Here is a 25,544-nt window from a genome sequence, read left to right on the forward strand (position 1 = left end):
GGCGGCACGGGCACGGGCTGCGGAGCAGGCGGCGACACGGGCACAGGCTGCGGAGCAGGTGCAGGCTCGGGCTCGGCTATCGGTTCGGGCGCAGGCTCGAACACGGGCTTGGGCGCGGGAGGCGGCGGAGGTGCGGATGCAGCAGCGGAACAATGCGGACACTCGTCGTATTTGTCTCCGTCATAGTAATGCAGGTTCGGGCATCGTTTCAGTTTCATATTTATTCCTCCGTTAGATCTATTATTGCAAGTGTGGTGTTGTCGCGCTCGATGTCGAGGCTTTTCACGGCGTCTATCAGCCTGTCGGCGGCTTCACGCGCCGTCCCCTGCGAAAGAAGTCCGCAGATAGTCTCGTGGGGAAGGGGCCTGTAAAGTCCGTCGGTCGCGAGAAGCAGGCGGTCGTTCGGTTCGAGTATCAGCGGCTCGAAATTCACGTCCACTATGTCTATGCCGCCCATGCCGATGAAGCTCGCAAGGCAGCCGCCTTTTTTCTGCTCGGCAAGATAGGTCTCCTCGTCGATGAGGTCTTTCTCGCGCCGCAGGTCGAGCACGTAGCTGTAATTGTGGTCGGTAGTTATCTGTCTGAGCTCGCCGCCGCGAAGTATGTACAGGCGGCTGTCACCCACCGAGAGCCAGTAGAGCTCACGGCCGCGGACGAGCACCGCCACAGCGGTCGTGCCGCTGCCTTCTCCGCAGAGGTCGTAAACCTCGCGGTCTATCTGTTCGGCAGCCGCGAGAATGAATGCGGAAAAATCAGACGTGTCCGAACTTTTGTACAGTTCAACAAAACGCCTGACGGCAGTCTGTGAGGACAATTCGCCGCCGCTCCTGCTGCCGATGCCGTCGCACACGGTGCAGAAAAGCTCGCCGTCGGCAGAGCAGAAGTCCGCCGAGTCCTCCTGATATTTTCTTGTTCCGATGAAGCTCCTTATTTCACAAAGCATACATCTCATCCTTTTATCATCACGGCTATGGCGGAGTAATTGTCTCCGTCCTTGCCGCGGTTATATTGCTTCACGAGCTTTTTCATGCCGCTCACCCATCTTCTCGGCGAGCCGCTCTCCGCGAGGGACGCGCACATCTGTTCCTCGGTCACAGGCTCCCAGAAACCGTCCGAGCAGAGCAGGAAAGCGTCACCCTCCCGCACGTCGAACCGCTCCGTGTCGAAGCGTGCGGCCTCGCTGTCGTCGCCCAGCGCCCTCAGAAGTCTGCTTCGGTCGGGGTGGAAGCGGATATCCTTATCCTCTATCTCACCCGTCATCACGAGCATCTGCGGAACGCTGTGGTCCCGCGTCCTCCATATGGCGCTGCCGTTCCTGAAACGGTACAGCCGCGAGTCGCCGATGTGGATGGCGATACCCTTGTCCCCGTCGATGACGAGTATCACCGCGGTGGTGAGCATCTTGTGGTTCAGCCCCATTTTCTGCTGTTCGGCGGTCAGTTTTGTGTGAGCGAGTATCAGCACCGAGGACACAAAGTCCTCAAGCTCGGTACACGACCTGAACCCGTCCTCCGCGAACCGCGTCACCAGCTGCGAAGCCTTGTCGCCCATGCCGTGACCGCCGAGCCCGTCGCAGAGTATGAAGCATTCGGCGCCGCCTTTTTTCGCGCTGCCGATGCAGTCCTCGTTGACGGGCCTGCCGCCCTTGTTGGTCAGCCCGTAATGAACTATCCTCATGCCCTTCGGTTACTCGTGATCGCTCGACGGGTCGCGGTTGTATTCGCCGAGGTGTTTGTCGTACTCGACTATGACCTCGCGCACATCCTCAAGGGTGCTGCACATGGTGGAAAGTATATCCGCGATACCCGTGATGTTTTTCCTCACGACCGTCGCGTCCGAGATGAAAGCCTCGGCGCCGTATCCCATCCAGTTCTCGCCGAGCCTTTTCACTATCTCGTCGTAGAAAGTAACTATCTCGTCGTACCTGCTGATGAAGGTATCCTTCATAGCGATGCACCTGTCGAAGACCCTTGTGTCATACGCGACCATCTGATTGTTATTGTCAGCCATGTTCAGTCCTCCTTGATAAATTTTATCTTTTTGAGTTCATCCGATTCTATATCGTAGTAGTAGCCGTCGCCTACCTCGCAGCGGGCGTACTCGTTTTTCAGTTCCTTCGGGTCCATCTCCCCGAACACCGACCTGCTTCCTCTGTCGCCGACGAATTCGGCGATGTTGTCCAGCAGGAACGCCACCGAGATGCTGTTGTTGAGCGATGACTCGGTATCGCGGTCGTTGTTGCTTATCTTCCGCACATCCGAGTAGATGAACCAGTACTGTTTCTCCTCCGAGACTGCCGTCATCTTCGGGAAAACGTTCTTCAGAAGCTGCGCACCGCCTGCCTGAAACAGCATCTTGTTCTGCAATACGAACACGGTGGGCGGGTTCGGTTTTTCGGTGAAGTTCTTGTTTATCATGCCGTGATCCATCTTCGCGGCGTAGCCGTTTGCGTCGAGATATTCGTTCGTCTCGTCCACCGACGTAAGGTAGACCGAATTCTGCGGCGCTTCCATATACAGCGCTTCGAGCTGTTTTCTGCCGTCGTCGAAGAACACCACCCGATAGCCAGGGCAGCTTTTTCTGATAGAGCGTATCATGCGGTTAAGAAGGTTCGTCTTGCCGAACTTCTTCTTGCCGTAGATGGCTATCGAGTGCATCTCGTGCATATTCACATAGACGGGCATATGGTCGTAGTAGTCGAGCCCGACCACGGGGCAGTCGCTCGGGATATTCTCGTCGAAGTCCGCCGCTATGAAGTCGCTGAGGTTCTCCGCGGTGAGGTCGCCGTCAAAGGCGGTGAGCTTTTCGTTCCCTGTCTTTACCGACGAAAGCACCTCGGTGAACATCGGCAGTTCCTCCTTCTCGCTTCGGAAGGGGAGGAAAAACTGGAACTCTCTCGGCTTGCCCTGTATCATCGCGACCCCTCGTCCCGAACAGTGCATCGGTTCGTTCACGCGCTGACCGAAGATATCGACGTACTTATCCGCCGACCCCTCCAGCGCGAACTTCATCGAAAAGCTTCCGAGAAGCCTGCCTATACCGCCGCTCAGGTCGGCGGCTGTGAACACCATCGACAGACCCTTTGACAGTCCCTCACGGCACATTTTCGTGAGCGTCTCATGGTAGCTCTCGTACCTCTCGTCCGCAAGGAACGAGTTCACGTTGTCCATGATGAGCATGATGTGCTCTGGCTTTTCGGCTTCGTCGCTGTTCCACACTTCAAGGAACTGCCGCGAAGCCAGCAGTTTCACGTTCTTTTCGAGCTTGTTCTCGACGGTGCGGAACACTCTCCTGACGTTCTCCTCGTTGCCGCTGTCAAAGCACGCCGACACAAGCGGCAGGTCGCGGTACTGACCTAAGTTCCCGCCGAAGTCGAGTATGTAAACGCTGTGTACCTCATCGGTATCGAGGTTTTCGTGCATCCTCACCAGCAGGGTCTTGATGAACGTGGTCTTGCCGCTCATGTGACCGCCGAAAAGTATGATATTGTTTGAAACGGGATCCACCCCGAGTATCGGCTGGGTCTGATCGTCAAGATCGTCGTAGATCCCCATTGCAAGAGCGTTCATTCGTTCATCTCCCTTGTGAGCTCGAATCTGCCGTCCTTCTCCTCATACAGCTTGCCATCCTCATAGACCACCTTGCTCGGCAGAGGTCTCTGGAAGATGATGTGTACGGGAGGATAGTTGTTCTTGTTGCGGTTGTAGTAGGTCTTTATCGCGCCGACGACAGCGTTGAGCTGAGTTTCGAGTTTGCCCTGAGCTTCAAGCTCTTTCTTGCGGCGCTTGACGTCGGTGTTATCCTTTTCCGAGCGGTAGAAGGATGTGTACATACCTGTCTTTGAAGCCTCAGTCATCTCTATCGGCAGCTCGAAATTCTCTTCCGCCACCGCGCCCGCATAGCCCGACTGGAAGTACTCGAACTTCGAGCCTGTGCCGACCAGCAGATACGCTCTGCCGTGACCCGGCATGGTGGGGCTTGCGGCAAGGTCGTTTCCGATCATTTCCTTTGAAGCCTGCCGCGTCGCGACTTTAAGACACAGTCGTGACTTGGAGTTGACGCGTATATCATCGGTGATGGCGCCCTCGATGTTCTGCGAGATGAGTATGATGTGGAAGCCGAGGCTTCGTCCTACTCGGGCGATGGTGGTTATCTCGCCGATGAAGTCAACGTCGCTGCTCTCGCTGGAGAAGCGTTTGAGCTCGGTGAACTCATCCACCACGAGCACAAGATGCGCCAGCGAATTGAACCTCGCCTGGTCGCGTATCGCCTTTTCCTCGGCTTCGGTGAGGGGGTCCTTGTCCTCGCCTTTCAGACGGTTGTTTATCTTCTTGATGTGCTGGTCGATGTTCCTGCACGCGCCGATGTACTGGTTGATGCTGTCAACGTGCATCGAGTTGAAGAGTATCTTGCGGCGCTTTATCTCCGAGCGCAGCGAATCGAGGAATCGTTTGAGCATATACTCAGCGCCCGTGCCGTTCTCGTCGCCGTCAACGTCGGTGACCGAACCCACGACGTGCGGCAGTGTGCCGATACGCTTGATAAATCCGCCGCCCTTCATATCGACGAGCATCATGTTCACCTCGTCGGGTCGGAAGTAAAGGCACAGTCCCAGCAGGTATGTGATGATAGTCTCCGACTTGCCCGAGCCCGTAGTGCCTGCGACGAGCATATGCGGCCCGTCGAAATTCTCATGCAGGTCGAGACAGGTGATGCCGCTCTCGGTCTTGCCGATGGGCACCGACAGGGTGTCGATGACGTTTATGCGTCCCTCGGCGTCCCACAGCTGAGGGATGTCGATGTTGTTCTTCGTGAAGCCGTAAAGCTCGAACAGACTTACCGCCGAAGGCACTTTTCCGTTCTGGGATATCTTCGAGTAGCAGAGGGAGGAAAGTATCTTCGAGGTGTTGTACATCTGCGCGTTCCAGTCGGGGGATATGTTGAAGGAGAACGGCTTTGTGAGCCTTGCGTCCTCGTGAGGTATCAGCTCTGCCGTGTGGTCGCCCGTGATGTTTATCACATGGTCGCAGTAGGCGGGCAGATGCTCGCGGTACTTCTTCAGGAAGATGAAGGTCAGTCCGTTGCGGTTGACGAAGGGCTTGCCCTCAGCAGGGAGCTGGGGCAGGAACTGGGCGAAGGCGTGTTCCTTCAGCCCGTACTCGTGGTACACGATGAACACGATGTGGGGGAAGTATACTCCCTGGTCTTTCACCGCGGCACGCTCGCCCATAACGCTCAGCATATTGCTGAACACCATGTTGGCGTTGTTCGCGTCGAACACGAACTGCGAACGGTCGGGGAACAGGTCGCGGAAATGCGGCATGAACTTGAAGCTGGCGATGCAGCTCTCGATGCGTTCGCTGTCGTCGGTGGGGTCGAAAAGGACTATGAACTGCACATCGTCGGGCGAGTGATAGAAGCACAGGTCAAAGACGGTGCGCTGTATCAGCCGCTCGGAGAACAGCCTGTTCGGTGAAACGATGCCGAGTGCGCCGCAGTTCCTCAGCGGGAACAGCAGGGGAGCGCGTCTCATGCAGCGGTACTTCTCGGAGATGAAGTTCGGCAGGTTGGAGAGGTAGTAGGTCTCGTCCTCCTGATTGTCGTAGTCCTCATCCTCGGAGATGTACAGCTTCACCTTGTCGAACTTTATGCGGAAGCCCGTGGAGGAGAAGATGACATCGCGCTTGCTGCCGCGTATCTCGAAGCGGTTCTCCACCGCGTCCGAGATGCCGAGACGCAGCAGGAGATAGTCGCTGTCCTCGCGGCATCTGCTGAAAATGCTGCCGCACACGCCGTACACGCTCTTGGCAGGGTCTTTGTCGTCGAAAAGCTCGTTCACGTCGGGATAAAGCTCATCGAGCTTTTCCGAGTCGGCTTTCTGCCGTTCGAGTATCTCAGCGATGGTCTTGTCGATGTACTTTTCATAATCCTCACGCCATCTTGCGAGGTCTTTTTTGTATTTCGCGTTCTGTCTGAAAAAGTTTATGACCGAGATAATGACGGTCACAAGGCTCATCGCCGCACCCATCAGCACCGTGCCTATCGACTGCCCCTTGCTCATCACACCGCGTGAGAGCATGGTGGTCGATATCATGATGACGGTCGGCAGCAGCATGAACAGCAGGTTCTGCTCGGGCTTCTGCGGCGGATTCGAGGGCGGGATTATCTCCACTGGGGTGCCGTCGAAGCGGTAGAGCTGACGCGTGCTGATGTTGTATTCGGGGTAGGGGATGCTGTCGCCGCCCTCAGCCGAGGGGTTGAAGGCAGGGATGATGACCGAGGTGTTTATCTCATATGAACGGTAGGATTCGGTCGGGTCGAACACAAGTCTCGTTGAGGAGATGAACCCCACCTCGAAAAGAGACTTGCCCATGTCAGATTCCCTGATAACAGCGCGGTCGCCGTTGAGCTTTTCGTTCAGATATGCATCGTTATATGAGGTGAGAGTCATCCTGCGGTAAACGCCGTCGGAGTCGGCAGAAGACGCGCACTGAGCGAATATCTCCCTGCACGCCGTATAGAACGGGTCTCTGCCTTTTTTCTCAAGACCGTACTTTATACCGTCGATAAGCTGTCTGAGAGTGAAATCCCTGAGCACGATGAGCTCAAAGACAAGACTCTTGTTGTTATTTTTCGGGTCGATGAACTGAACTCCGATGAGCAGCTTATTACTTTCCATAACCTCACCTCAGATAAGCAAAATTACACAATGACCTGTCTCCGCAAGCGTAATACCTATGGAGACAGGTCTTGTATTGCAGACAGCACTGCGCAAAGTCTGCGGTGCTGCCTTAAAGTTCTTGCCTGATACTGTCGAGTATCTCGCTGATGTATGCCGAATGATCGGGCTTTTCGGGTATCTCGGGGAACTTCGGAGCGGTAGTCCCGCTCTTTTGGAAGACAGGCATTTCAAAGCCGATGCCGAGCTTCGGCACTTCCGCCTTTACTTCGGGCTTTTCGGCAGCGGGGAGCGTGTACGCCGCGCTGACGCTGCTGTCGGGCAGCGATACGCCGACCTCTCCCGTGACCTTCTGTTCGGGCAGCTTGCCGAAAGCCGATACTTCGGGCACAGCTGTCTCTGCCGCCCCGATGCTGACCTCCGGCTTCACAGCCGCTTTCGCAGATTCGGCACCCGAGATGAGCGCCTGTGCGGAAACGTCCGTTCCGAGCGCTGCTTTTTCCGCAGCTGCTGTCTTTGCCGCCGAAAGGTCGGGCTTTTCAAAGTCGGTGCCGAAGCTGATGCTGTCCGTTCCCGATACAGCCGCCGCCGCAAACGCGCCCTTGTCGATCGCGGGTCTGAAGCTGCCTGCGTCGAACTGATGCACGGTCGTATCAGCTGTTCCGAGCGTGATGTCGGGAGACTGCACCCTGAAAGGTTCGGCAGAGAATGCCTCTGTCTTTATCTCGTCCGAAGCGGTGTATCCTATGCCGCTCAGCTCGATGTCGGGGGCTTTGTAGTCTATCTCGGTTTTAGGCACTTCCATGTCCAGGTACTCCGACCCTGCTTCCTTGTTCATTTCCCCGAAGGAGCCCTTCACATTCAGCAGGACAGCGGTCATCTCATATTCAAAAAGCTCCTTTGCTTCCTTCATATCGGTAAGAACCGCTTTGTTTTCTTCCATATCAGTCACCTGCTTTAGTCAAGTTCCGTCAGGGGTCAGAGCTGTGACGGTATGTTGTCCGCTATCTGCTGATCCGCCTTCTCCATCTGTTCGGCGTTAGCCTTGATGAGCTCAGCCAGCGCGGTTACGATGCCCGGTACGGTGGTTCCCATATACTCGTTCACGGGCCCCTGAACGAAAGCCGAGAGCTTGTCCTTGCTCGCGCCTTCCCATCCCGAAGCCGCATCTGCGAAGTCCTTCTGGAAGGTCTCGGAAGCTGCCTTGTATCTTGCCGCGATGTCCTCTATCTGAGCTGCTGCGGTCTTCATTTCTTCAAATCTGTAAACTATATCTGCCATTTCAGTAAGCTCCTTTACTTAAATTTGGTATCACTTGGTCGGGTCTCTGTTGATGTCGCCGAGCTGCGGATCAACGGTGTCGAGCAGCTGTTCCTTGATGCTGTCGAGCATCGACTGGAGACCTGCCGTGATCGAAGAGCCGGGTTCGGTAAGATTAGCTACCAGCGCAGGCGTAGCCTTGCTGTTGAAGAAATCCTTGAATCCGTCCGAAGCATCGCCCATGAAGTTAGAGGACGTAAGATTGTTGATAAGGGTCTGAAGCTCATCGTAGAGCCCCTGTGCGGTGGTGACGTAGGTCGAAACGCTGCTCTTTGTGTTTACGATGATCGCGCTTGTAAGTATTGATGCCATAAAGCATATACTCCTTTCAGTTTATTATTTTTTTTCCATCGGTCGGCATACCTGCCGCCGAAAAAACGTCATTCGGGGGACATACTCTTCGCTGCCTCACGGTACTCTTCAAATACCGATCGGTAGGAATTTCGTGCTGAAGTAAGATTGTCTGCGATGTGTGTGACTACTGTCTTCTGCCGTTCGAGCGGCTCAAGCAGTGCGTTCTCGCAGCTGTTCACGAACTTTTTGCCCGCAGGCGAATCAAAGCCCGTTTTGATATCCGTCAGCATATCGGTGATGTCCTTGTAAAGACTGTCGATCTTGCCTGCAAGCTCCTTGAAGTCCTCGGAAGCCTTGGTGAACTCTTCCTCATCGAGAACTATGTTCTTGCCCAGAATGAATTCCTGAAACGAAGCCATTTACACACCTCCTCTATGCGTTATCAGCTTCCCGACAGTTCGCGGCGGCAGTCCTCGATGTACTGCTTTACGGATTCTCTGTCGTCCTCGGCCATCAGCTCGGCAAGCTCAGCTGCCTTGTCGAACTTGCCCATCTCCGCGTACATACGGGTGCGGAAGATAAGGGCGTAGGCGGAGCTTTCGTTTCTCTTGAGCATCTCTGCCCTGAAGAACGCTATCTCCTCATTATATCTATTGTCGGCTTCTTCCCTTGTGAATTTTTCTCCTCTCTTTGAGAGCTGCATCATGCAGAATGCTTCGGAGTATCTTCCGAAGAATGAGTAATAGATATTGCTGTCGCTGTTTCTCACGCGGTGAGCGTACTCAAGGGCGTTGACGTAGTCCTCCTTGTACGCATAGCACGAGAGCAGCATATAGTTTACCTTCTCTTTCTGTGCGCGGATCATGGCCTCGGCTTCGGCAGCTTCTGCGGCAGCCGCGTCCGAGAGCTCCTTGAAGTCGGGCAGCTTTACGCCGTCCTCACTGAACAGCTCGTCGGGGAAATCCCTGACGGGGTTGCCGTTCTCGTCGTAGCTGACGGGCACGTTTTCGCCGATATTCTCATCCAGCTCGCCGCTCTGTATCATCGAGTCCATCTTCTGAAGGTCGCCCGACATCATAGCGTCTATCTCGGCGGGGTCGAGCTTTCTTTCCTCGGACTTCTTCGCGGGAGCGCTGTCCGAATCCGACTGTTCGGTGATGACCTGCATCAGCTGGATAGCCTCATCGACCTTGCCCATCTTGATGCACAGCTCGCCGAGTGCGAGCACCAGCTCGTTCTTGTCATACGGCGAACCCTGATCGCTCATGACCAGCTCGTTCATCAGGTCGTAAGCCTTCTGCTCGTAATCTCCTTCGGTGTCGGCGTAAGTGCCTGCCGCCGCCACGAAGTAGCTTGCACGGCTGACCTCGACCGCATACTTGCCTGCGTCATCGGTGACAGCGTATTTCAGCGCGTCGTCGAGGGTCTTCAGCGCTCTCTCGTACTGCTCGGTAGCCATCATCATGTTGAAGTATATCATGTAGCAGCGAATATCCGAGGGTGCGAGATTCAGCCATCTTGACGCATATTTTATAGCGTTGTCGTAGTCCTCGAGCTTGATGCAGATCTCCACCTTGTCTGCGAGGATGTCCGTGTCGAGAGCCGCCTGACCCGTCTTGTCTGCGTCCTCGTACTTCTGATAGTTCACGAGGGCTGCCTTGTAGTCCTCCTTGATGCTGCACATAAGTGCGAGCTGATAGTAGATGCGTGCCTTCACGTCATCCGAGCATACCCTCGCATCGGCTTCGGTGTAGTATTCCATCGCCTTTCCGATGTCGCCCGAGAAGAAGTATGCGTTCGCAAGGTTGAAGTAGTTGTCGCCGTTGTCGGGGTCGGCAGCCACAGCCCTTTCAAAATAACCGAACGCTTCTTCAAACCTGCCCGATGCCACGAGCGCCGCGCCCGCCTTTGAGAGGGCGTATTCGTCGGTGGGGGCTTCGGCGAGAGCCTTGTCGTACCACAGCACCGCATTCTCGTAGTTCTCGTTGTTGAACGACATATCGGCGTTTGAAACCGCTTCCTTGTAAACCTCAATATCCAAATTTACTCACCTCTGTGTATGTTTAACGTTTTGTATGCTTATGTCATTATCTGAACATCTTTGAAAAATCTATCGTGACGCTGCCTTCCTTCAGGTTGGCTGACAGTGCCCCGACCTGAATATTGCTGAGTCCCTTCGACAGGTCGAATGCCGATTTCATCGAGTCGCTGATGCTCTGTGCGAATCCCGAGCCGCACAGCGAATTCATGGCGTTCTTGCCCAAGTCGATCATCTTGTTGCCCAGCGATTTGTAGATGTCGCCGCCGCTCATCGCGCTGCCTATGCTGCTGGCTATGTCCGAGACTCCCGACTTCACCAGGTCGGGCAGACCAAGCGCGTCGGATATGTTCGTGAGCCCGTCGGTTATCATATCCGAAACTCCGTCGAACTTTCCGCCGAACGCCTGTCCGAGCCAGCTGCTTCCGAGCTCCTTCGCAAGACCTGCGGGATCCGACAGCTTCGACAGATCGCCGATGCTTCCGAACACGCCGTTCTCTCCGATGAGCCACGGCACCTTCTTCGAGAAGTCCCCGATAGTCTTTTCAAACGACTTCATGAGCGTTCCGCCGCCGAGACCCTTGAAGGTATCCGTCAGCAGGTCAAGCCCCTTGTTCTTGAGGTATCCGCCGACAGCACCGACCGCGTCGCCTGCCATTCCCTTGAGCACGTTCAGACCTGCGTCCTTCGCATAGCCTGATAAGAAACCCGAGAGCGTTCCGTGCTCGCACAGGTAATCCGTGCCCTCGGTTATCATGCCTCCGATGAAATCTCCCGCGCCCTTGGCAAGTATCTCCGCGCCCTTCGCGAAGAATTCCGAGCCCGTGGCAGTCAGCACCGCGGGTCCGACCGCGCTCACAGCGCCCGAGATAGCGCCCGTGATGGCCCCCTTGAAGAAGGAGTCGCCCGCCGAGTCGAATATCTCTTCCGCCGACTTGCCCTGGACTATGCCCGAGACGACCGACGTAGCCGTACTCGTCAGCGCCATGGTCACAGCCGCCTTTGCCGCCAGCGCGAACACGCCTGCCGCCGCGCCTCCCGTGACCACCGACAGCGCGAACAATCCCGCTATCAGCACCGCACCGCCGACTATCTTCAGTATCGTCTTGTAGTGCTTCTTAATGAATTTGACGGTAGCGTCCCAGGCTTTCTTGACCTTGTCCGCGACCCATGTGACGGCCTTCTTGACGGCGCCGCCGATCTTCTTTCCGACCTTCTTGAACCAGTCTCCGACCTTCTGCCACCATTTCTTCGGCTTTTTGGGGACTGCCCACGGGTTGACGTTGTAGAATTCCTGATTGCTGACCTTGATGTCCTGTGCGACCCGCTTGTCTGTCTGAAGCGTATTGTTCAGGAACATAGCGAACCGCTGACCTGCGTTCTCGATCTTCTCGACGCGTTTCTCTTCGGTCTGTTTCACCCTTTCCGAAACAGCATCCAGTGCGGGTTTGAGGTTTCCCACACCGCCCGAGAGCGTCTGTGTCCTGGTCTGCACGGTCTTGAATGCGTTTACCACATCCCTGTTCCTGTCCGCGAGTTTTCTGTACTCCTTCGAGAACTGGGAGATGGAGATCATGCCTTTAAGACCGCCGGCACTTAGTTCTATCCGCAATTTTTCTCACCTTGCTTTCTTCAGCAGATCATGTGTACTTTTTGTAGTGTGACATCTCGAATGCGCTTGCGTTCATGGTCTTTCTGCTGCTGTTGACCAGATCGTTCAGCGAGTTCATCTGCTTCACGAGGTCGTCAGCCTGCTGTTCGAGGGCATTCAGCTTCGAGTCGATGTCCTTCATCGACTGTTCGAGCCGTGCCTTCTCTTTCTTGAAAGCCTGCAAAGCGGCAGCCGAACGGCTGTCGTCGGTAACGCTTTTGCACTTGAATGATGCCGAAAGATCGGGGGCGTTCACTCCGCTGCATCTGACGCTTTTGCCAAGAGTCTCATTCGCGGTGTCTGCCTGTGAGTTCGCACTTTCGATCCTTTCGGGAAGCTCGCCTTTTTCCATGTACGAGATGATCGACTCGATGCCCTCGACTCTCTTGTCGAAGTTCATTTTATCGCTTTTGCATGACTCATACTCGTTGCGGTTGTGCATGATGTCGGCGTAGCAGTTATCTGCCTGGCTCCGATAGTGATAATAATCTTCGGCTGCGCTGTAGTATTTGGAACGGGCGTTGTCATAGCCCTCCTGCGCTTCCTCTTGGGTAGGATTTGACCAGCTCATAACGACCTCCTTTAGCGTTTTATATTTTACTGCGTGCTGCCTTACGGAAATAAAAGGCTGCATTGGCAGTTATTGACCTGCCGATTGGATGAAATGAATACAAAAACTGCGATTACATTAAAAAATATAGCTAAAATATATTATCTTTATTTATAATTTTAACTAAACCAATCGCAAAAGTCAAGCAAGATATGAGTTATTTAAAAAATATAACAAAATTTTATTTATTTTATGGTATTGTTCTTAACATTCTTGTGCGATATGAACAAAATGTCCCCTTTTTTTGTATAAAAATAAGCCGTCCGCCGAAATGAACGGCAGACGACTCGTCCGAATATTCTGTTTGACCGCTGTCTCTACGACCCGAAGAAATGCTCTTCAAGCATCAAGCACCAGCAGTGATAAACGGGCAGGTGAAGCTCCTGTATCATGTAAGTCTCGGTCTCGGGGACTTTCACGGCGACGTCCGCAAACTCCGCCAGCTCGCCGCCTTCCACGCCCGTCAGCCCGATGACACATATGCCGAGCGCCCTCGCGGTGACCGCCGCGTACATCACGTTGCGGCTGTTTCCGCTCGTGCTTATCCCTAGAAAAACGTCGCCCTTCCTGCCGAATCCGTAGAGCTGCTGTGCAAATACTCCCAGCCCGTCAACATCGTTGATGTAGGCGGTGGTCAGAGCCTCGTGAGCCACGAGGGGTATCGCCATCAGTCCGCGTTCGAGGTTCGCAGCCAGCTGTGCGCCGCGCACGGGGTCGATGCTTTTCAGCCGCTCCGCGAATTCATCGGGCACTGGACGGGGATTCCTGAACCGTTTCATCAGTTCACCTGCGATATGCTCGCTGTCCGCCGCCGAACCGCCGTTTCCTGCGATGAGCAGTTTTCCGCCGCGCTCATAGCACTCCTCCATCGCAAGGTACGCCGCCGCTATCTCATCACGCACAGCCCCGAGGCTCGGATGCCGCCCGATAAGGGTGTCCAGATGTCCCGACAGAGTTTTGTCAAGCTCTCTCATTTGTCCATACCTCCGATGATGTGTTTCACCGCTGACAGCAGCGAATCGGCAGTGAAGTCCTGTCCGAAGCTGCCGCTGCCGAGCAGTACCGTCCTGCATCCTGCGGCTTTTCCCGCGCCGATGTCGTTCTCGCTGTCGCCTATCATGAACGACTCCGCAAGGTCGATGCCGAAGTCCTCGGCCGCTTTCAGCAGCATCCCGGGCTTCGGCTTGCGGCATCCGCAGTCGGTCTTGAGCTCCGCGACCTCGCCCTCGAAGCCCTTGTCGGGGTGATGGGGACAGAAATACAGCCCGTCGATGTACGCTCCCTCGCGTCCGAGCAGCGTTTCGAGCTTGCGGTGTATCAGGTCGAGCCCCTCAAAAGTGACCTCGCCCCGTGCGATGACGGGCTGATTCGTTACCACCACCGCCAGATACCCCGACTCGTTTATGAGCCTTACCGCTTCGGCGGTGTCGGGCAGCAGCTCCAGCTGTTCGGGGGTGCGCAGGAAACCGACGTACCTGTTGAGGGTGCCGTCCCTGTCGAGAAAGACCGCCTTCTGCCTTGTGCGAAGGCTTTTCGCCGCCGTCAGCCCCGAAGCGAGGTCGCGCCGCACCGATTCGAGCCTGTCGGGCGTGCCCATGTCGCGGACATACTCGGGACTGTCGTAGCAGAACAGCTTCCCCGTGCCGCACAGGGGTTTCAGCAGCTGTCTGTCAAGGTCGGCTTTTTCGGGGGAACCGCACATATCCAGCACTTTAGGCGAGAGTATGTGCAGACCAGCGTTGACGCGGTTGTGGTACCATTCGGGACGCGCGTCCTCCTTTGCGAGCCACGCCGTCACCGCGCCGTTCTCATCCGCTTCGATAAGTCCGCTGTCGTAGGGATGGCTGTTCGGATGGGTGAATATGGTCGCGAGCGCCTGCTTTTCGTGGTGGTACGCCGTGAATCTGTTCAGGTCGATGTCGAACAGCGAATCGGCGTTGAGCAGCAGGAAATCCTCGCTGAGCCTGTCCCTCAGCCTGAAAAGCGCACCTGCGCTGCCCAGGGGCTTTTCCTCGACGAAGTACTCTATCCTCGCCCCGAAGCGTCCGCCGTCCCCGAAGTATCCCATTATCTTGTCCGCCATGTGGGACACCGTGATGATGATGTCCACGAACCCCTGTGAGACAAGACATTCTATCTCGTGCTGCAAGACGGGTTTTCCGCAAAGCTCTATCAGCGGCTTCGGGATGAGGGGCGCGGCTTCTGCGATGCGCGTGCCTTTGCCGCCTGCCATTATGACCGTTTTCATAGCTCTTCCTCTTCTCTCGGTTCGTAGGTCTCGGGGGTGTAGTGTATGACCCTTGTGCCGCCGTTCTCGAACTCGAATGGTATGTACATCAGGTCTCTGAGGGCTTTCCGCACCGCCTTCTGCTGTTCGGGTCTGACGTAGAACACGAAGAAACCGCCGCCGCCCGCCCCGAGCAGTTTTCCGCCGAGTGCGCCTGCCTTCATGCCCGTCTCGTATATTTCGTCGATGGCGCTGGTGCTGACAGACCTGCCCGTGCCGCGTTTGAGCTGCCATGTGGTGTCGAGCAGTCTTCCGAAGTCGTCGAGGTCGGCGCTGCTGTCGGTGAGGATCCGCTCCGCGTCATCCACGAGTGAGAGCATCTCCAGCAGTTTTTCCGTCCTGACGCCGTCCGCGCTGTTGTTCGCCTGCTGAACGTCGGCAGAGAACCGCGTGAATCCCGTGAAGAACATCATGAGGTTGTCGCTGAGCCGTTTCTTCCGCTCGGGACTGATGATGACGGGGAGCACCTCGTACCCGTCGGGGGTGAAGTCGATGCGGTTGAAGCCGCCGAAGGACGCCGCTATCTGATCCTGCCAGCCCCCAGCCTCGCCGCACAGCACGCGTTCGAGGTGTATCGCCTCATCCGCGAGCTTTCTCTTGTCGGCGTACTTTCCCTTGAGGGCGTAGAATGCGTTGAGCATCCCCACCGCGAAGGAAGAGCTCGTACCCAGACCCGACCGCGCAGGCAGGTCGGCTTCGTAGGTCAGGCGTATCTCGTGCATATCCAGCATCTTCATGGCGTTGCGGATAGCGGGATGTTCGATATCGTCAATGTCGGTGACGCGCTCGGTCTTCGAGTATGAAAGCTCGGTGCTGTATGAAAAAAACCTCGGCAGGTGCCGCACGTTCACGTAGCAGTATTTGTCGAAGGTCGCCGAAAGCACACGGCCGCCGTGCTCCCTGAAAAAACTCTCCATGTCGGTGCCGCCGCCGAAGAAAGACATTCTGAAAGGTGTCTTAGTGATTATCATTTGCTCACCTCGGAAAAAGAATAACACTATATGATTATATCACATCCACGGGGCGATTTCAAGTGTCATTACTGTTTTTATATACCCCTCATCCAAGTATCGCAGACGTGGGGGCGTAAAGTTTGTGTTGACATATTAACGTTTTTGTGCTATAATATAATGAAGTTTTAAAAAAGAGACACGGAGGCGATGTTTTATGAAGATCACAGCTTCGGAGGCTATGGCAAAATGTTTGACCGCAGAGGGCATAAAGGTCGTCTTCGGTTATCCGGGAGCGGCGATCTGCCCTTTCTATGATGCACTGATAAATACCGACATACGTCACATACTTGTAAGACACGAGGCGAACGCAGGACATGAAGCGAGCGGCTATGCGCGTATCACGGGCAAGCCTGCCGTCTGTATCGCGACCTCGGGTCCCGGCGCTGTCAACCTTATCACTGCGATAGCGACCGCTTACGCCGATTCGGTGCCGCTGATCTGCATTACGGGTCAGGTGAACCGCGATCAGATCGGAAGCGACGCTTTTCAGGAAGCAGACATCACAGGCGCTGCCGAGCCCTTCGTCAAGCACAGCTACCTCGTCAGTGACGCGGCGCAGATACCGCGCATCTTCAAGGAAGCGTTCTATATCGCGGGAACGGGCAGACCGGGTCCCGTGCTGATAGATGTTCCAATGGACGTTCAGCGCGAAATGATCGACTTCGAGTATCCCGAGACCGTTGACATCAGAGGCTACAAGCCCACAGTCAAGGGCAATCCCTATCAGGTGAAGCGTGTCTATGCGGCTCTGAAAGAGTCCGAGAAGCCCCTCATCTGTCTCGGCGGAGGCGTTTTCGCAGGCGGTGCAGTCCCCGAAGTCCTCGAACTCGCACGCAGGATGCAGATACCCGTTATCACCACGATGATGGGCATTTCAGCGTTCCCGTCGGATGACGAGCTGTTCTACGGCATGATAGGTATGCACGGCTGCAAGCCAGCAAACCGCGCCGTGAACGACTGCGACACCCTGTTCCTCATCGGCGCACGCGTCGGTGACAGAGCAGTCCGCACTCCGCTCGCCCTCGAAAAGACCACGAAGATAATCCATATAGATATCGACCCTGCCGAGATAGGCAAGAACATCAACGTTGACTATCCGCTGGTAGGCGATTCCAAGCAGGTGCTGACCCAGCTCCTCGCGATCGCCGAGCCGTGTACCCACGACGAATGGCTCGCCGAGCTTGCGTCCTTCCGCACCGAGAAGAAGTTCGCGGACGTGCCTTCGGGTACGGTCAACCCCAAGCGGTTCATCGACGAGCTTTCGCAGGCGATGCCCGATGACAGCGTCATCTGCGCCGACGTCGGTCAGAACCAGATATGGACATGCACCGACTACCGCTTCCGCAGCGGCGGACGCTTTGTGACCTCGGGCGGTATGGGCACTATGGGCTACAGCCTGCCTGCCGCCATCGGCGCAAAACTCGCCGCTCCCGACCGTCAGGTATGCGCTATCTGCGGCGACGGCGCTCTCCAGATGTCTATGATGGAGCTTGCCACCGCTGTCCAGCATGACGTGAACGTGAAGCTCGTTGTCATGACGAACACCCGCCTCGGTATGGTAAGAGAGCTCCAGACCAAGGGCTACGACGACAGACAGACCGCTGTTTTCCTTGACGGTTCGCCCGATTTCGTGAAGCTCGCAGAGGCTTACGGCATCACCGCTCTGCGCGTTACCGATGAGGAGAGCATGAAGCAGGCGATAGCACGCCTTGCAGGCAGCGACGAAAGACTTCTCGTCGAAGTCGTTGTAGATAAGGATTTCGCTACTTTATAACGCTAAATTAATGAAATCGTGTATAAACGTTCACGTTACGTTCATAAGGCAGCTGTATAATTAAAGGAGTATCGCGCATCGGCATATCACTGCCGAGGGCGACGACAGGAAAGTATAGGATGAAAAGACATTTATTCGCAGCCGTGACAGCGGCAGTCCTCGCGCTATCTTTAGCGTCCTGCGGCAAGAACGGCAATAATGAGACTGAGGACGTCAGCTCCTCGGCGGCTCAGACCGAGTATCTCGTCTTCAACGGCGTTTCCTACTCTCTTTCACTCGACAAGAGCAAATGGATCGACCGCGACAGATACATCGAACAGCTAAAGAACGACGGCTATTCGTTCAGCGATAAGGATATCAAGGGACAGGGCGCGGAAGGCAGCTACTTTTTCACCGACGAAAGCGTGAAAAAGGGCATGACGGAGGAGAATTTCACCTACGATGTGCCTTACCTCATCATCCCGACACCGCTGAGATCGAGCTCTTTTAAAGGAACGTCGATCGAGGACGCGGCTGATGCCGAGATCGCAGATTTCAAGGCGACCTACGAAAAGATCGACGGTATGCAGCTCGATGAGAGCGCATCGGGTATCACAGAGGTCGGCGGAAGGAAATTCCTGAAGGTCGTTGTGAGAAATTCCCTTGCCGACGGTCAGATCGTTCTTGTCCGCCAGAGCTATGAGATCATCGATCACAGCACAAAGTACAGTTTTAACTTCTCATCGACCGAAGAGCTTTCGGAACGCATGAGCGCCGAGTACGAGGAAGTGCTGAAGACACTGGCATTCTGATAACTACCCCAAAAGGGAGAGATTTTTTTGATAAAGAAAATGACGGCAGTTCTGACTGCTGTGGCGGCGGCGCTCACCTTCGCATCCTGCGGGAACAAGAAGAACGACAGCTCCGCGGCAGACAAAAACAGCAACGTTTCGGCTGCAAAGTCCGCTGATGCTTCTTCGGGAGCCTCGGGACAGGACGAGGATGCTCCGAAGCTCCCCGAATCTACCGCAAGAGTCTCCTTTGAGCTTGACCGCTCGGTGTGGCTCACCAGAGAAGACTACGAGTCAGAAGCCGAAAGCGGCGACGAGGATAAGCTCGAACTCGACAAGGCATATTCGGACGACGATGTGGAGACTATGTACGTCATGAGCGACGGCAGCCCGTCAGACGGTGCGGCGGTCTTCTACGTGACAAAGCCCGTATACAGCCCGAGCTATACCAAGGATACGGTTCCGATAATCGTCAACAGCGTCAACGAGGCTATGCAGCAGGATATCGACATGGGTGAGACCTATGAGTTCATTTCCTGCACCGCTTACGACGTGGGTGAGTATTCTGCCGTACACGCCGTGCAGAAGGATAAGGTGTTCGGCATCCCCATGAAGATGGATCATTACCAGTTCTTTGAGGATGGCGATGTGTTCATTGTGAACTTCTGCGCTCCCGCGGACAGGTACGATGACCTCAAACCCGAATTCGACAGCATAATCAAAAGCATAAAGATAGATCATTGACTCACGGAGGGATCATAACATGAAGCACACAATTTCAGTTCTTGTGGAGAACCACAGCGGCGTGCTGTCACGTATAAGCGGACTGTTCTCGCGCAGGGGCTTCAACATTGAGAGCCTTGCGGTAGGTCCTACCCACGACCCCGCAGTTTCAAGAGTTACGATAATCGCCGACGGTAACGACTACACCGTCGAGCAGATCGAAAAACAGCTCAACAAGCTCGTTGAGGTCATCAAGGTCAAGACCTTCGCACAGGGCGAGTGCATGGCACGCGAACTCCTGCTGGTGAAGATCGCGGCAGGCGCGGACAAGCGTCAGGATATCATGACCATCTGCGAGATCGCCGACGCAAAGGTAATAGACCTTACCGTCAATACAATGACCCTTGAGGTGTGCGATAAGTACGAGCATCTCAAGCGCTTTGAAGAGCTTATCGCTCCCTACGGCATCATCGAGATGGTGCGCACGGGTACCATCGCTATCCAGAAGGGTGCGGAAGTCATCGCTCCAAAGAAGTGAGCAGAGATCACTTCTTCGGGTCGGAAAACAAGTCAGTAAATCCGTTCACTGCGGACTTATTAATATGAAAACTATTTTTTGGAGGAATTAAAAATGTCTGATGCAAAAATTTTCTATCAGAATGACTGCGACCTTAACCTCTTAAAGGGTAAGACTGTTGCTATCATCGGTTACGGTTCTCAGGGTCACGCTCACGCTCTGAACCTCAAGGACAGCGGCGTTGACGTTGTTGTAGGTCTGTACGAGGGCTCGAAGAGCAAGGCTAAGGCTGAGGCTCAGGGTCTTACCGTTCTGAGCGTTGCTGAGGCTACCAAGAAGGCTGACCTTATCATGATCCTTATCCCTGACGAGAAGCAGGCTGCTCTTTATAAGAGCGACATCGAGCCGAACCTTTCCGAGGGCAAGACCCTTATGTTCGCTCACGGCTTCAACATCCACTTCGGCTGCATCGTTCCGCCTAAGAACGTTAACGTTATCATGATCGCTCCTAAGGGACCCGGACACACCGTTCGTTCCGAGTACGAAGTTGGCAAGGGCGTTCCCTGCCTGATCGCTGTTGAGCAGGATGCTACAGGCAACGCTCAGGAGCTGGGTCTTGCTTACGCTCTGGGTATCGGCGGCGCAAGAGCAGGCGTTCTTGAGACTACCTTCCGCACCGAGACCGAGACTGACCTCTTCGGTGAGCAGGCTGTTCTCTGCGGCGGCGTTTGCGCTCTGATGCAGGCAGGCTTCGAGACTCTCTGCGAGGCAGGTTACGACCCGAGAAACGCTTACTTCGAGTGCATCCACGAGATGAAGCTCATCGTTGACCTTATCTACCAGTCCGGTTTTGCAGGCATGAGATACTCCATCTCCAACACTGCTGAGTACGGCGACTATGTAACAGGTCCGAAGATCATCACCGAGGACACCAAGAAGGCTATGAAGCAGGTTCTGAAGGACATCCAGGACGGTTCCTTCGCAAAGCAGTTCCTTGTTGATATGTCCGCAGCAGGCGCTCAGGTTCACTTCAAGGCTATGAGAAAGCTCGCTTCCGAGCATCCTTCCGAGAAGGTCGGCGAGGAGATCAGAAAGCTCTACAGCTGGAGCGACGAGGACAAGCTCATCAACAACTGATAGCTGTCATCACATAAAACATACACGCCCGAGAGGAAACTTCCCCTCGGGCGTTTTTTACAGTAAAAAAGTGTCCGTAAAAACGGACACTTTAGCTTTGCTTGTCAATTTTTCGGAACACCCATGTACTCGAAGTCCACGCGGCCGCTGGAAACATCCGCGGCGGCTACCTGAATGAGTATCCGCTTGCCGACGGTGAACACCTCGCTTTTGCCGTGACGCTTGATCGAGAACTTGCCGTCGTATTCGTAGTCGGGGTAGGGGAGCGACTCGATCTTCACCAGACCCTCGCAGGTGTTGTCCAGCATGACGTACATACCGTGGGGCACGCAGCTGATGATGACACCCTCGAACACGTCGCCGAGCTTTGTTTTCAGGAACTCCGCCTTGTAGCAGTCCTCGCAGTCGCGCTCGGTCTGCATGGCGATGAGCTCGGTGTCGGTAGCCTGAATCGCCGCCGAGTGGGAGAATCGTCCGAACAGCTTTCCGCACCTCTCCGCATCGCCCGTCGCGAGAAACTCGGTCATGATGCGGTGTATCGCCAGGTCGGGATAGCGGCGTATCGGCGAAGTGAAGTGGGCGTAGTCCTTCAGCACCAGTCCGAAGTGCCCGATAGGCTCGGCGTCGTATCTCGCCTTCGCCATCGAACGCAGAACAAGGTTGTTAACCACGGGAAACCGCTCGGTACCGCGCTCCCACTCCAGTATCTCCGAAAGGGTCTTCGGCTTCACTCCGCCGTCGAAGTTGTGGGGGATGTTCAGCTCGGTGAGTCCCGCCTTGAGGTACTCCAGCCTGTCGAGGGGCGGATCCTCGTGTACTCGGTAAACGAAGGGCAGGCCGTTCTCGGCTCCGAACCTCGCCGCGCACTCGTTGGCGCAGAGCATGAAGTCCTCGATAAGCTCCTGACTGATGCCGCTCTGATGGGGCTCAACGTCGATGCAGTAGTCGTTCTCGTCGATGATGAGCACGCTCTCGGTGGTGGAGATCTGCGGTGCGCCGCGGTGTATGCGGTTGCCTTTGAGGATGTCCGCCAGCTCCTTCATGACGGGCAGACAGTCCAGCACCTCGGCGTACTTCTCGCAGAGGGCTTTCGCGTTGTACCCTTCGAGGAGCTCGTTTATCTCGCTGTACACGCCCTTGACCCTCGAACGGATGACCGTTTTCGCGAACTTATACCCCGTGATGAAGCCGTTTTTGTCAAGCTCCATCAGCGCCGAGAACGCCAGTCTGTCCTCGTTCGGGTTCAGCGAGCAGATGCCGTTGGAGAGGTCGGTGGGGAGCATCGGGATAACGCGGTTCGCGTAGTACACGCTGGTGCCGCGCTTGAACGCTTCGTTGTCCAGCTTCGACCCCGAAGTGACGTAGTGCGAAACGTCCGCGATATGTACGCCCAGCTTGTAGCCGTTCTCGGTCTTTTCCACCGAGATAGCGTCGTCGATGTCCTTTGTCGCGGCACCGTCGATGGTGAATATCGGCAGGTCGCGGAGGTCGAGCCTGTTGGGTATTTCCGCGGCAATAGCCCTGTAGTCGGAAACGCTCTTCGCCTCGGCGATGACCTCGGGCGGGAAGATGGGGGTAAGGCCGTTGAGCCCCAGCACGCTCATGGCGCAGACGTTCGCTTTGAGGGAACTGCCGTAGGTCATGACTATTTTGCATCTGTGATTTGCGTGGGAAGTGCCTCTGTGACTTATCTCCGCCAGCACCTTGTCCCCCTCGCGCAGGTCGAAATTGCAGGGCTGTTCGATGGTCATGGCGTACTTCGAGAGGGTGTCGGGCACGACCTTCAGCTCGCCCCACTCGCTGACGATGTTGCCCGTGAACCGCGAAAAGCACTCTTCGGTTATCTCAATGACCTTGCCTTCGAGCTTGTCGTCGCGCCCGATGTAGGTCTGCACCTTCACGAGGTCGCCCGGCAGAGCGCCGTTCAGGTACCTGCCTGCGACGAAGTACTCCTCATCGGTCTCCACATTCCTCACGAAGCCAAAGGTCTTCTTGATGCGCGAGACCTTGCAGTCGATGAGCTTGTCCCCCGACGCGATAACGTAGCCGCGCCCCGTGTTGATGAGCTTTCCCGCTCTCGACAGGTCTTCGAGCCCCTTGTCCAGATCGCGCTTGGAGAGCTGTGCTTTCAGCGGTTTGTACAGCTCGTCGAAAGTCAGCCCTTCCTTGTGTTTTTTCAGTCTGTCAAGTACAAATTTCTCAAATTCTTTTCTCATTATTATCCTTTCTGTCAAAAAGAATAGCCCTGCCGTGTGAGCAGGGCTTTAAAGTGTTCTTACTTCTTGATGTGAACGATAACGTTCAGTGCAAGAGTGATAATGAAAATCAGCGCAGCCGATACCTTGGTGATCCTGGACAGCTTAGCGTCCTTGGTCCTCGACATATTGCCTTCGTAGAAGCTCTCATTGTAGCCGCCGCCGATAGCGGATGTAAGACCGTCGTCCTTGTTCTCCTGTGCAAGCACCACAAGGATGATTACGATACTGCAAAGAATGAGCACAGCTCCTGCAACTATCTCTATAACACTCATCGTGAAAATACACGCCCTTTCATGTTCGGTTTGTCATATACGAATATTATACCACATTCCGAGCCGAATTGCAAGGGCTTTTTGAAGAAATTTGTTAATTTTTTGTGACCATCACTTCCATACGGTCGCAAGACCCGCTTCATCAAGAATACCGACTATCAGCTCGGCGTGTTCGTCATGAAGTTTTCCGCAGAAGTCGCCGCTTTCGCATAACAACAGCAGCTCACCGTCCACCGCCGAATACACGTCCCGGCTTCCTGCGTCACAGGCGGCGTGTTCACGGGTGAATTCCGCGTTTTTGTCGATCTTTTCGGCTTCAAGGACACAGGTGCGGATGAGGTTTTTGTCATGGTCGGACGCAAACTTCTTCTTGTCGATCTCTTTTCTGAGCCTTGGGAGAAGTTCCTCTGTCTTAACATTTTCCTCGTCCGAGAGGTCGAGATAGTATTTTTCGCCGCCGCAGGTCACGAAAGTCACGGTGTAAGTACGAGTCCACGCATAGTTCGAGTAAGTGAAAACGAAGGCTATCTCGTCATCCTCATGGTGGAAATCCGCGTCATCCACCTCGACGACAGCATTTGTGTACCTGAGTTTGTCGAGCATGGGCGACAGGGTTTTCGGAACATTCGTCCCTGCAAACAGTGCAACAGCGGTCATAACAGTGATAAGTAATTTCATGGTGATACCTCTCAAAAATCGTTCTTTACCTATTATGACGAAAAATCCTCCGCCGATATTACACCCATGCAAAAAAATTTCGGTGTCCGACCGATTTGACTTTCGGCGGCGCTGATGTTATAATAGTATCATGAAAATGATCCGAGGAGAGGATAAAATGAAAAGAAAACTCACAGCACTCCTGCTGGCGCTGATGTGTCTCTGCACGTCGGCGTGTGCCGAAGCACAGTCGGGACAGGCTGACGCGTCCGCGGAAAGTTCGCAGTCGTCCGCAGCTGCCGACGTCACCGAAATTTCCGACACCGACTATTCCGACCACTCGAACTGGGCGTACTATGCCGAGGGCGAGAACAAGGACGCCGATCTGTTCCTCGTCTGCCCGACGGTGGACACCAAGGACGAAGCGAATATGTCCCTCGACGACGAGGAGACGAAAAGGTCGTTCGTCGGCGCCCTGAACATGGAGCGCGGCATCTACGAGGACAGCACCAGAATGTTCGCTCCCTACTACCGTCAGGCTGCCATGTCCTCGTTCCTTGCCGAAGAGGATGTCCGCGACAGCCGCCTTGAACTCGCCTATTCTGACGTGTCGGCGGCGTTCGCCTACTATCTTGAGCACGAGAACAACGGCAGACCTGTCATTATCGCAGGCTTTTCGCAGGGTTCGGATATGTGCTACCGACTTGTGAGGGAGTACTTCGGCGATGAGGAACTCCGCGACCGTCTTATCGCCGTCTACACCATCGGCTTGGCTGTCACCGAGGAAGAGATCGCTGACTGCCCCCAGCTCCGCCCCGCACAGAGCGCGGACGACCTCGGCGTGTTCATCAGCTTCGAGTGCGAATCTCCCGACGTTCAGGAGACGATGCTGATACCGCGCGGCAGGCGTATGCTCTCGATCAATCCGCTCACATGGAGCACCGACACCGCCCCTGCCGACAAGTCGCTCAACAAAGGCGCCTGCTTTACAAGCTACAGCGGCGGCATCAAGCGCGAGGAATCCGCCCTCTGCGGATGCTACATCGACGAGGAACGCGGCACACTCAAAGTAACCGACATCGACCCCGCCGACTACCCGAGCATCGTCCCGGGTCTCCCCGAAGGCGCCTACCACATCTACGACTACCAGTTCTTCTTCCGCAACCTACAGGAAAACGTCCAGACCCGTCTCGCCGCCTACCTCGCCCAGCGCTCCTCCGCAGCTGCCTGAGGGGGGGATAGTGAGGGTCTTCCCCAAAGAAAAAAAGCCCGCAGAAAAAATCTGCGGGCTTAAAATATCGTGGAGCTAAGGGGAGTCGAACCCCTGACCTCTTACATGCGAAAAAAGCGTCTCAAAGATTGCACGTTTACTATTTTATCATAAAAGATAAAATAGTGCAATTGAAAGACTATTAAATTTTAAGAAAGAAGGTATGAAAATGAAAGCGATTATCAAACCCGATGCTCGTTACATTGTGGGCAGCAAAATGTCTCTTGATTCGATGTGCAAGCTGCTTAAGCAAGAGTGCGGCTTTTCAAGGAAG

General features: G+C 55.1%; 25 protein-coding genes. 6 read left to right on the forward strand and 19 right to left on the reverse strand.

Annotation, left to right across the window (positions count from 1 at the left end; genetic code table 11):
• The 16 genes from BT142_RS19110 to BT142_RS11540 all read right to left on the reverse strand — a co-directional run.
• Nucleotides 1–218, reverse strand: a 218-nt coding sequence (locus BT142_RS19110; protein WP_207647525.1) for a hypothetical protein, incomplete at its 3' end; no start/stop codon positions are given.
• A gap of 2 nt (nt 219–220) precedes the next feature.
• Entirely contained in the window at nt 221–943 is a 723-nt protein-coding gene (locus tag BT142_RS11470; RefSeq protein WP_175444935.1) for a PP2C family protein-serine/threonine phosphatase, read from the reverse strand.
• A 5-nt stretch (nt 944–948) separates the two neighbouring features.
• Nucleotides 949–1,677: a PP2C family protein-serine/threonine phosphatase gene (locus BT142_RS11475; protein WP_084659447.1), complete on the reverse strand. Its 729-nt coding sequence runs from the start codon at nt 1,675–1,677 to the stop codon at nt 949–951.
• 9 nt (nt 1,678–1,686) lie between these two features.
• Nucleotides 1,687–2,010 (reverse strand): hypothetical protein, encoded by a 324-nt coding sequence (locus BT142_RS11480; RefSeq protein ID WP_072418333.1) that lies wholly within the window; start codon nt 2,008–2,010, stop codon nt 1,687–1,689.
• Nucleotides 2,011–2,012: 2 nt separating this feature from the next.
• On the reverse strand, nt 2,013–3,569 hold the full coding sequence (locus tag BT142_RS11485; protein WP_072418334.1) for an FtsK/SpoIIIE domain-containing protein: 1,557 nt from the start codon (nt 3,567–3,569) through the stop codon (nt 2,013–2,015).
• The gene (locus tag BT142_RS11490) at nt 3,566–6,679 is read right to left on the reverse strand and encodes an FtsK/SpoIIIE domain-containing protein (protein WP_072418335.1); all 3,114 of its coding nucleotides are present in this window, start codon (nt 6,677–6,679) and stop codon (nt 3,566–3,568) included. Before BT142_RS11490 ends, BT142_RS11485 begins: the two co-directional genes overlap by 4 nt.
• 112 nt (nt 6,680–6,791) lie before the next feature.
• Nucleotides 6,792–7,622 carry a hypothetical protein gene (locus tag BT142_RS11495; protein ID WP_072418336.1) on the reverse strand — a complete coding sequence of 277 codons (831 nt, stop codon included), beginning with the start codon at nt 7,620–7,622 and terminating at the stop codon, nt 6,792–6,794.
• A gap of 35 nt (nt 7,623–7,657) precedes the next feature.
• Complete coding sequence (locus BT142_RS11500) at nt 7,658–7,960, reverse strand: WXG100 family type VII secretion target (protein WP_072418337.1); 303 nt, start codon at nt 7,958–7,960, stop codon at nt 7,658–7,660.
• A 30-nt stretch (nt 7,961–7,990) separates the two neighbouring features.
• Complete coding sequence (locus BT142_RS11505) at nt 7,991–8,311, reverse strand: hypothetical protein (protein WP_072418338.1); 321 nt, start codon at nt 8,309–8,311, stop codon at nt 7,991–7,993.
• Nucleotides 8,312–8,379: 68 nt separating this feature from the next.
• A complete protein-coding gene (locus BT142_RS11510; RefSeq protein ID WP_072418339.1) occupies nt 8,380–8,712 on the reverse strand; it encodes a hypothetical protein in 333 nt (110 codons plus the stop codon).
• Nucleotides 8,713–8,735: 23 nt separating this feature from the next.
• Nucleotides 8,736–10,334, reverse strand: coding sequence for a tetratricopeptide repeat protein (locus BT142_RS11515; protein ID WP_072418340.1), 1,599 nt, complete (start codon nt 10,332–10,334; stop codon nt 8,736–8,738).
• Nucleotides 10,335–10,380: 46 nt separating this feature from the next.
• On the reverse strand, nt 10,381–11,943 hold the full coding sequence (locus BT142_RS11520; protein ID WP_139182223.1) for a hypothetical protein: 1,563 nt from the start codon (nt 11,941–11,943) through the stop codon (nt 10,381–10,383).
• 28 nt (nt 11,944–11,971) lie between these two features.
• The gene (locus tag BT142_RS11525; RefSeq protein WP_072418342.1) at nt 11,972–12,553 is read right to left on the reverse strand and encodes a coiled-coil domain-containing protein; all 582 of its coding nucleotides are present in this window, start codon (nt 12,551–12,553) and stop codon (nt 11,972–11,974) included.
• 356 nt (nt 12,554–12,909) lie between these two features.
• A complete protein-coding gene (locus BT142_RS11530) occupies nt 12,910–13,566 on the reverse strand; it encodes a D-sedoheptulose-7-phosphate isomerase (RefSeq protein WP_072418343.1) in 657 nt (218 codons plus the stop codon).
• On the reverse strand, nt 13,563–14,840 hold the full coding sequence (locus tag BT142_RS11535; RefSeq protein ID WP_072418344.1) for an HAD-IIIA family hydrolase: 1,278 nt from the start codon (nt 14,838–14,840) through the stop codon (nt 13,563–13,565). Before BT142_RS11535 ends, BT142_RS11530 begins: the two co-directional genes overlap by 4 nt.
• Nucleotides 14,837–15,850, reverse strand: a complete 1,014-nt coding sequence (locus BT142_RS11540) for a GHMP family kinase ATP-binding protein (protein WP_072418345.1) — start codon at nt 15,848–15,850, stop codon at nt 14,837–14,839. The genes BT142_RS11535 and BT142_RS11540 overlap by 4 nt, the downstream gene beginning before the upstream one ends.
• 196 nt (nt 15,851–16,046) lie before the next feature.
• On the opposite strand from BT142_RS11540, the gene ilvB reads away from it, so the two are divergent.
• The 5 genes from ilvB to ilvC all read left to right on the forward strand — a co-directional run bounded on the left by ilvB (nt 16,047) and on the right by ilvC (nt 20,813).
• Nucleotides 16,047–17,666 carry a biosynthetic-type acetolactate synthase large subunit gene (gene ilvB, locus BT142_RS11545; RefSeq protein ID WP_072418346.1) on the forward strand — a complete coding sequence of 540 codons (1,620 nt, stop codon included), beginning with the start codon at nt 16,047–16,049 and terminating at the stop codon, nt 17,664–17,666.
• A gap of 119 nt (nt 17,667–17,785) precedes the next feature.
• Nucleotides 17,786–18,457: a hypothetical protein gene (locus BT142_RS11550; RefSeq protein WP_072418347.1), complete on the forward strand. Its 672-nt coding sequence runs from the start codon at nt 17,786–17,788 to the stop codon at nt 18,455–18,457.
• Between the two features lie 27 nt (nt 18,458–18,484).
• On the forward strand, nt 18,485–19,180 hold the full coding sequence (locus BT142_RS11555; protein WP_072418348.1) for a hypothetical protein: 696 nt from the start codon (nt 18,485–18,487) through the stop codon (nt 19,178–19,180).
• 19 nt (nt 19,181–19,199) lie between these two features.
• Nucleotides 19,200–19,697, forward strand: coding sequence for an acetolactate synthase small subunit (ilvN, locus tag BT142_RS11560; protein ID WP_072418349.1), 498 nt, complete (start codon nt 19,200–19,202; stop codon nt 19,695–19,697).
• 93 nt (nt 19,698–19,790) lie between these two features.
• Entirely contained in the window at nt 19,791–20,813 is a 1,023-nt protein-coding gene (gene ilvC / locus BT142_RS11565; protein ID WP_072418350.1) for a ketol-acid reductoisomerase, read from the forward strand.
• Nucleotides 20,814–20,917: 104 nt separating this feature from the next.
• On the opposite strand, the gene rnr is transcribed toward ilvC, so the two are convergent.
• The 3 genes from rnr to BT142_RS11580 all read right to left on the reverse strand — a co-directional run bounded on the left by rnr (nt 20,918) and on the right by BT142_RS11580 (nt 24,021).
• Entirely contained in the window at nt 20,918–23,029 is a 2,112-nt protein-coding gene (gene rnr, locus BT142_RS11570; RefSeq protein ID WP_072418351.1) for a ribonuclease R, read from the reverse strand.
• A 59-nt stretch (nt 23,030–23,088) separates the two neighbouring features.
• A complete protein-coding gene (gene secG, locus BT142_RS11575; RefSeq protein WP_072418352.1) occupies nt 23,089–23,343 on the reverse strand; it encodes a preprotein translocase subunit SecG in 255 nt (84 codons plus the stop codon).
• Nucleotides 23,344–23,454: 111 nt separating this feature from the next.
• Entirely contained in the window at nt 23,455–24,021 is a 567-nt protein-coding gene (locus BT142_RS11580; RefSeq protein ID WP_092983165.1) for a hypothetical protein, read from the reverse strand.
• Nucleotides 24,022–24,178: 157 nt separating this feature from the next.
• Here BT142_RS11580 and BT142_RS11585 point away from each other — a divergent pair, with 157 nt between their 5' ends.
• Nucleotides 24,179–25,231, forward strand: coding sequence for a DUF3089 domain-containing protein (locus tag BT142_RS11585; RefSeq protein ID WP_242871969.1), 1,053 nt, complete (start codon nt 24,179–24,181; stop codon nt 25,229–25,231).
• Nucleotides 25,232–25,544 lie beyond the last annotated feature (313 nt).

It is taken from the genome of Ruminococcus sp. YE71 (assembly GCF_900119155.1).
Classification (GTDB): Bacteria; Bacillota; Clostridia; order Oscillospirales; family Ruminococcaceae; genus YE71.

What these genes read in the sequence shown, in the direction of transcription:
- rnr (WP_072418351.1), bottom strand. Translation starts at nt 23,029, where the DNA reads ATGAGAAAAGAATTTGAGAAATTTGTACTTGACAGACTGAAAAAACAC.
- BT142_RS11470 (WP_175444935.1), bottom strand. Translation starts at nt 943, where the DNA reads ATGCTTTGTGAAATAAGGAGCTTCATCGGAACAAGAAAATATCAGGAG.
- BT142_RS11535 (WP_072418344.1), bottom strand. Translation starts at nt 14,840, where the DNA reads ATGAAAACGGTCATAATGGCAGGCGGCAAAGGCACGCGCATCGCAGAA.
- ilvN (WP_072418349.1), top strand. Translation starts at nt 19,200, where the DNA reads ATGAAGCACACAATTTCAGTTCTTGTGGAGAACCACAGCGGCGTGCTG.
- BT142_RS11550 (WP_072418347.1), top strand. Translation starts at nt 17,786, where the DNA reads ATGAAAAGACATTTATTCGCAGCCGTGACAGCGGCAGTCCTCGCGCTA.
- BT142_RS11480 (WP_072418333.1), bottom strand. Translation starts at nt 2,010, where the DNA reads ATGGCTGACAATAACAATCAGATGGTCGCGTATGACACAAGGGTCTTC.
- BT142_RS11495 (WP_072418336.1), bottom strand. Translation starts at nt 7,622, where the DNA reads ATGGAAGAAAACAAAGCGGTTCTTACCGATATGAAGGAAGCAAAGGAG.
- secG (WP_072418352.1), bottom strand. Translation starts at nt 23,343, where the DNA reads ATGAGTGTTATAGAGATAGTTGCAGGAGCTGTGCTCATTCTTTGCAGT.
- BT142_RS11500 (WP_072418337.1), bottom strand. Translation starts at nt 7,960, where the DNA reads ATGGCAGATATAGTTTACAGATTTGAAGAAATGAAGACCGCAGCAGCT.
- BT142_RS11475 (WP_084659447.1), bottom strand. Translation starts at nt 1,677, where the DNA reads ATGAGGATAGTTCATTACGGGCTGACCAACAAGGGCGGCAGGCCCGTC.
- BT142_RS11485 (WP_072418334.1), bottom strand. Translation starts at nt 3,569, where the DNA reads ATGAACGCTCTTGCAATGGGGATCTACGACGATCTTGACGATCAGACC.
- BT142_RS11505 (WP_072418338.1), bottom strand. Translation starts at nt 8,311, where the DNA reads ATGGCATCAATACTTACAAGCGCGATCATCGTAAACACAAAGAGCAGC.
- BT142_RS11585 (WP_242871969.1), top strand. Translation starts at nt 24,179, where the DNA reads ATGAAAAGAAAACTCACAGCACTCCTGCTGGCGCTGATGTGTCTCTGC.
- ilvC (WP_072418350.1), top strand. Translation starts at nt 19,791, where the DNA reads ATGTCTGATGCAAAAATTTTCTATCAGAATGACTGCGACCTTAACCTC.
- BT142_RS11580 (WP_092983165.1), bottom strand. Translation starts at nt 24,021, where the DNA reads ATGAAATTACTTATCACTGTTATGACCGCTGTTGCACTGTTTGCAGGG.
- BT142_RS11540 (WP_072418345.1), bottom strand. Translation starts at nt 15,850, where the DNA reads ATGATAATCACTAAGACACCTTTCAGAATGTCTTTCTTCGGCGGCGGC.
- BT142_RS11510 (WP_072418339.1), bottom strand. Translation starts at nt 8,712, where the DNA reads ATGGCTTCGTTTCAGGAATTCATTCTGGGCAAGAACATAGTTCTCGAT.
- ilvB (WP_072418346.1), top strand. Translation starts at nt 16,047, where the DNA reads ATGAAGATCACAGCTTCGGAGGCTATGGCAAAATGTTTGACCGCAGAG.
- BT142_RS11530 (WP_072418343.1), bottom strand. Translation starts at nt 13,566, where the DNA reads ATGAGAGAGCTTGACAAAACTCTGTCGGGACATCTGGACACCCTTATC.
- BT142_RS11525 (WP_072418342.1), bottom strand. Translation starts at nt 12,553, where the DNA reads ATGAGCTGGTCAAATCCTACCCAAGAGGAAGCGCAGGAGGGCTATGAC.
- BT142_RS11490 (WP_072418335.1), bottom strand. Translation starts at nt 6,679, where the DNA reads ATGGAAAGTAATAAGCTGCTCATCGGAGTTCAGTTCATCGACCCGAAA.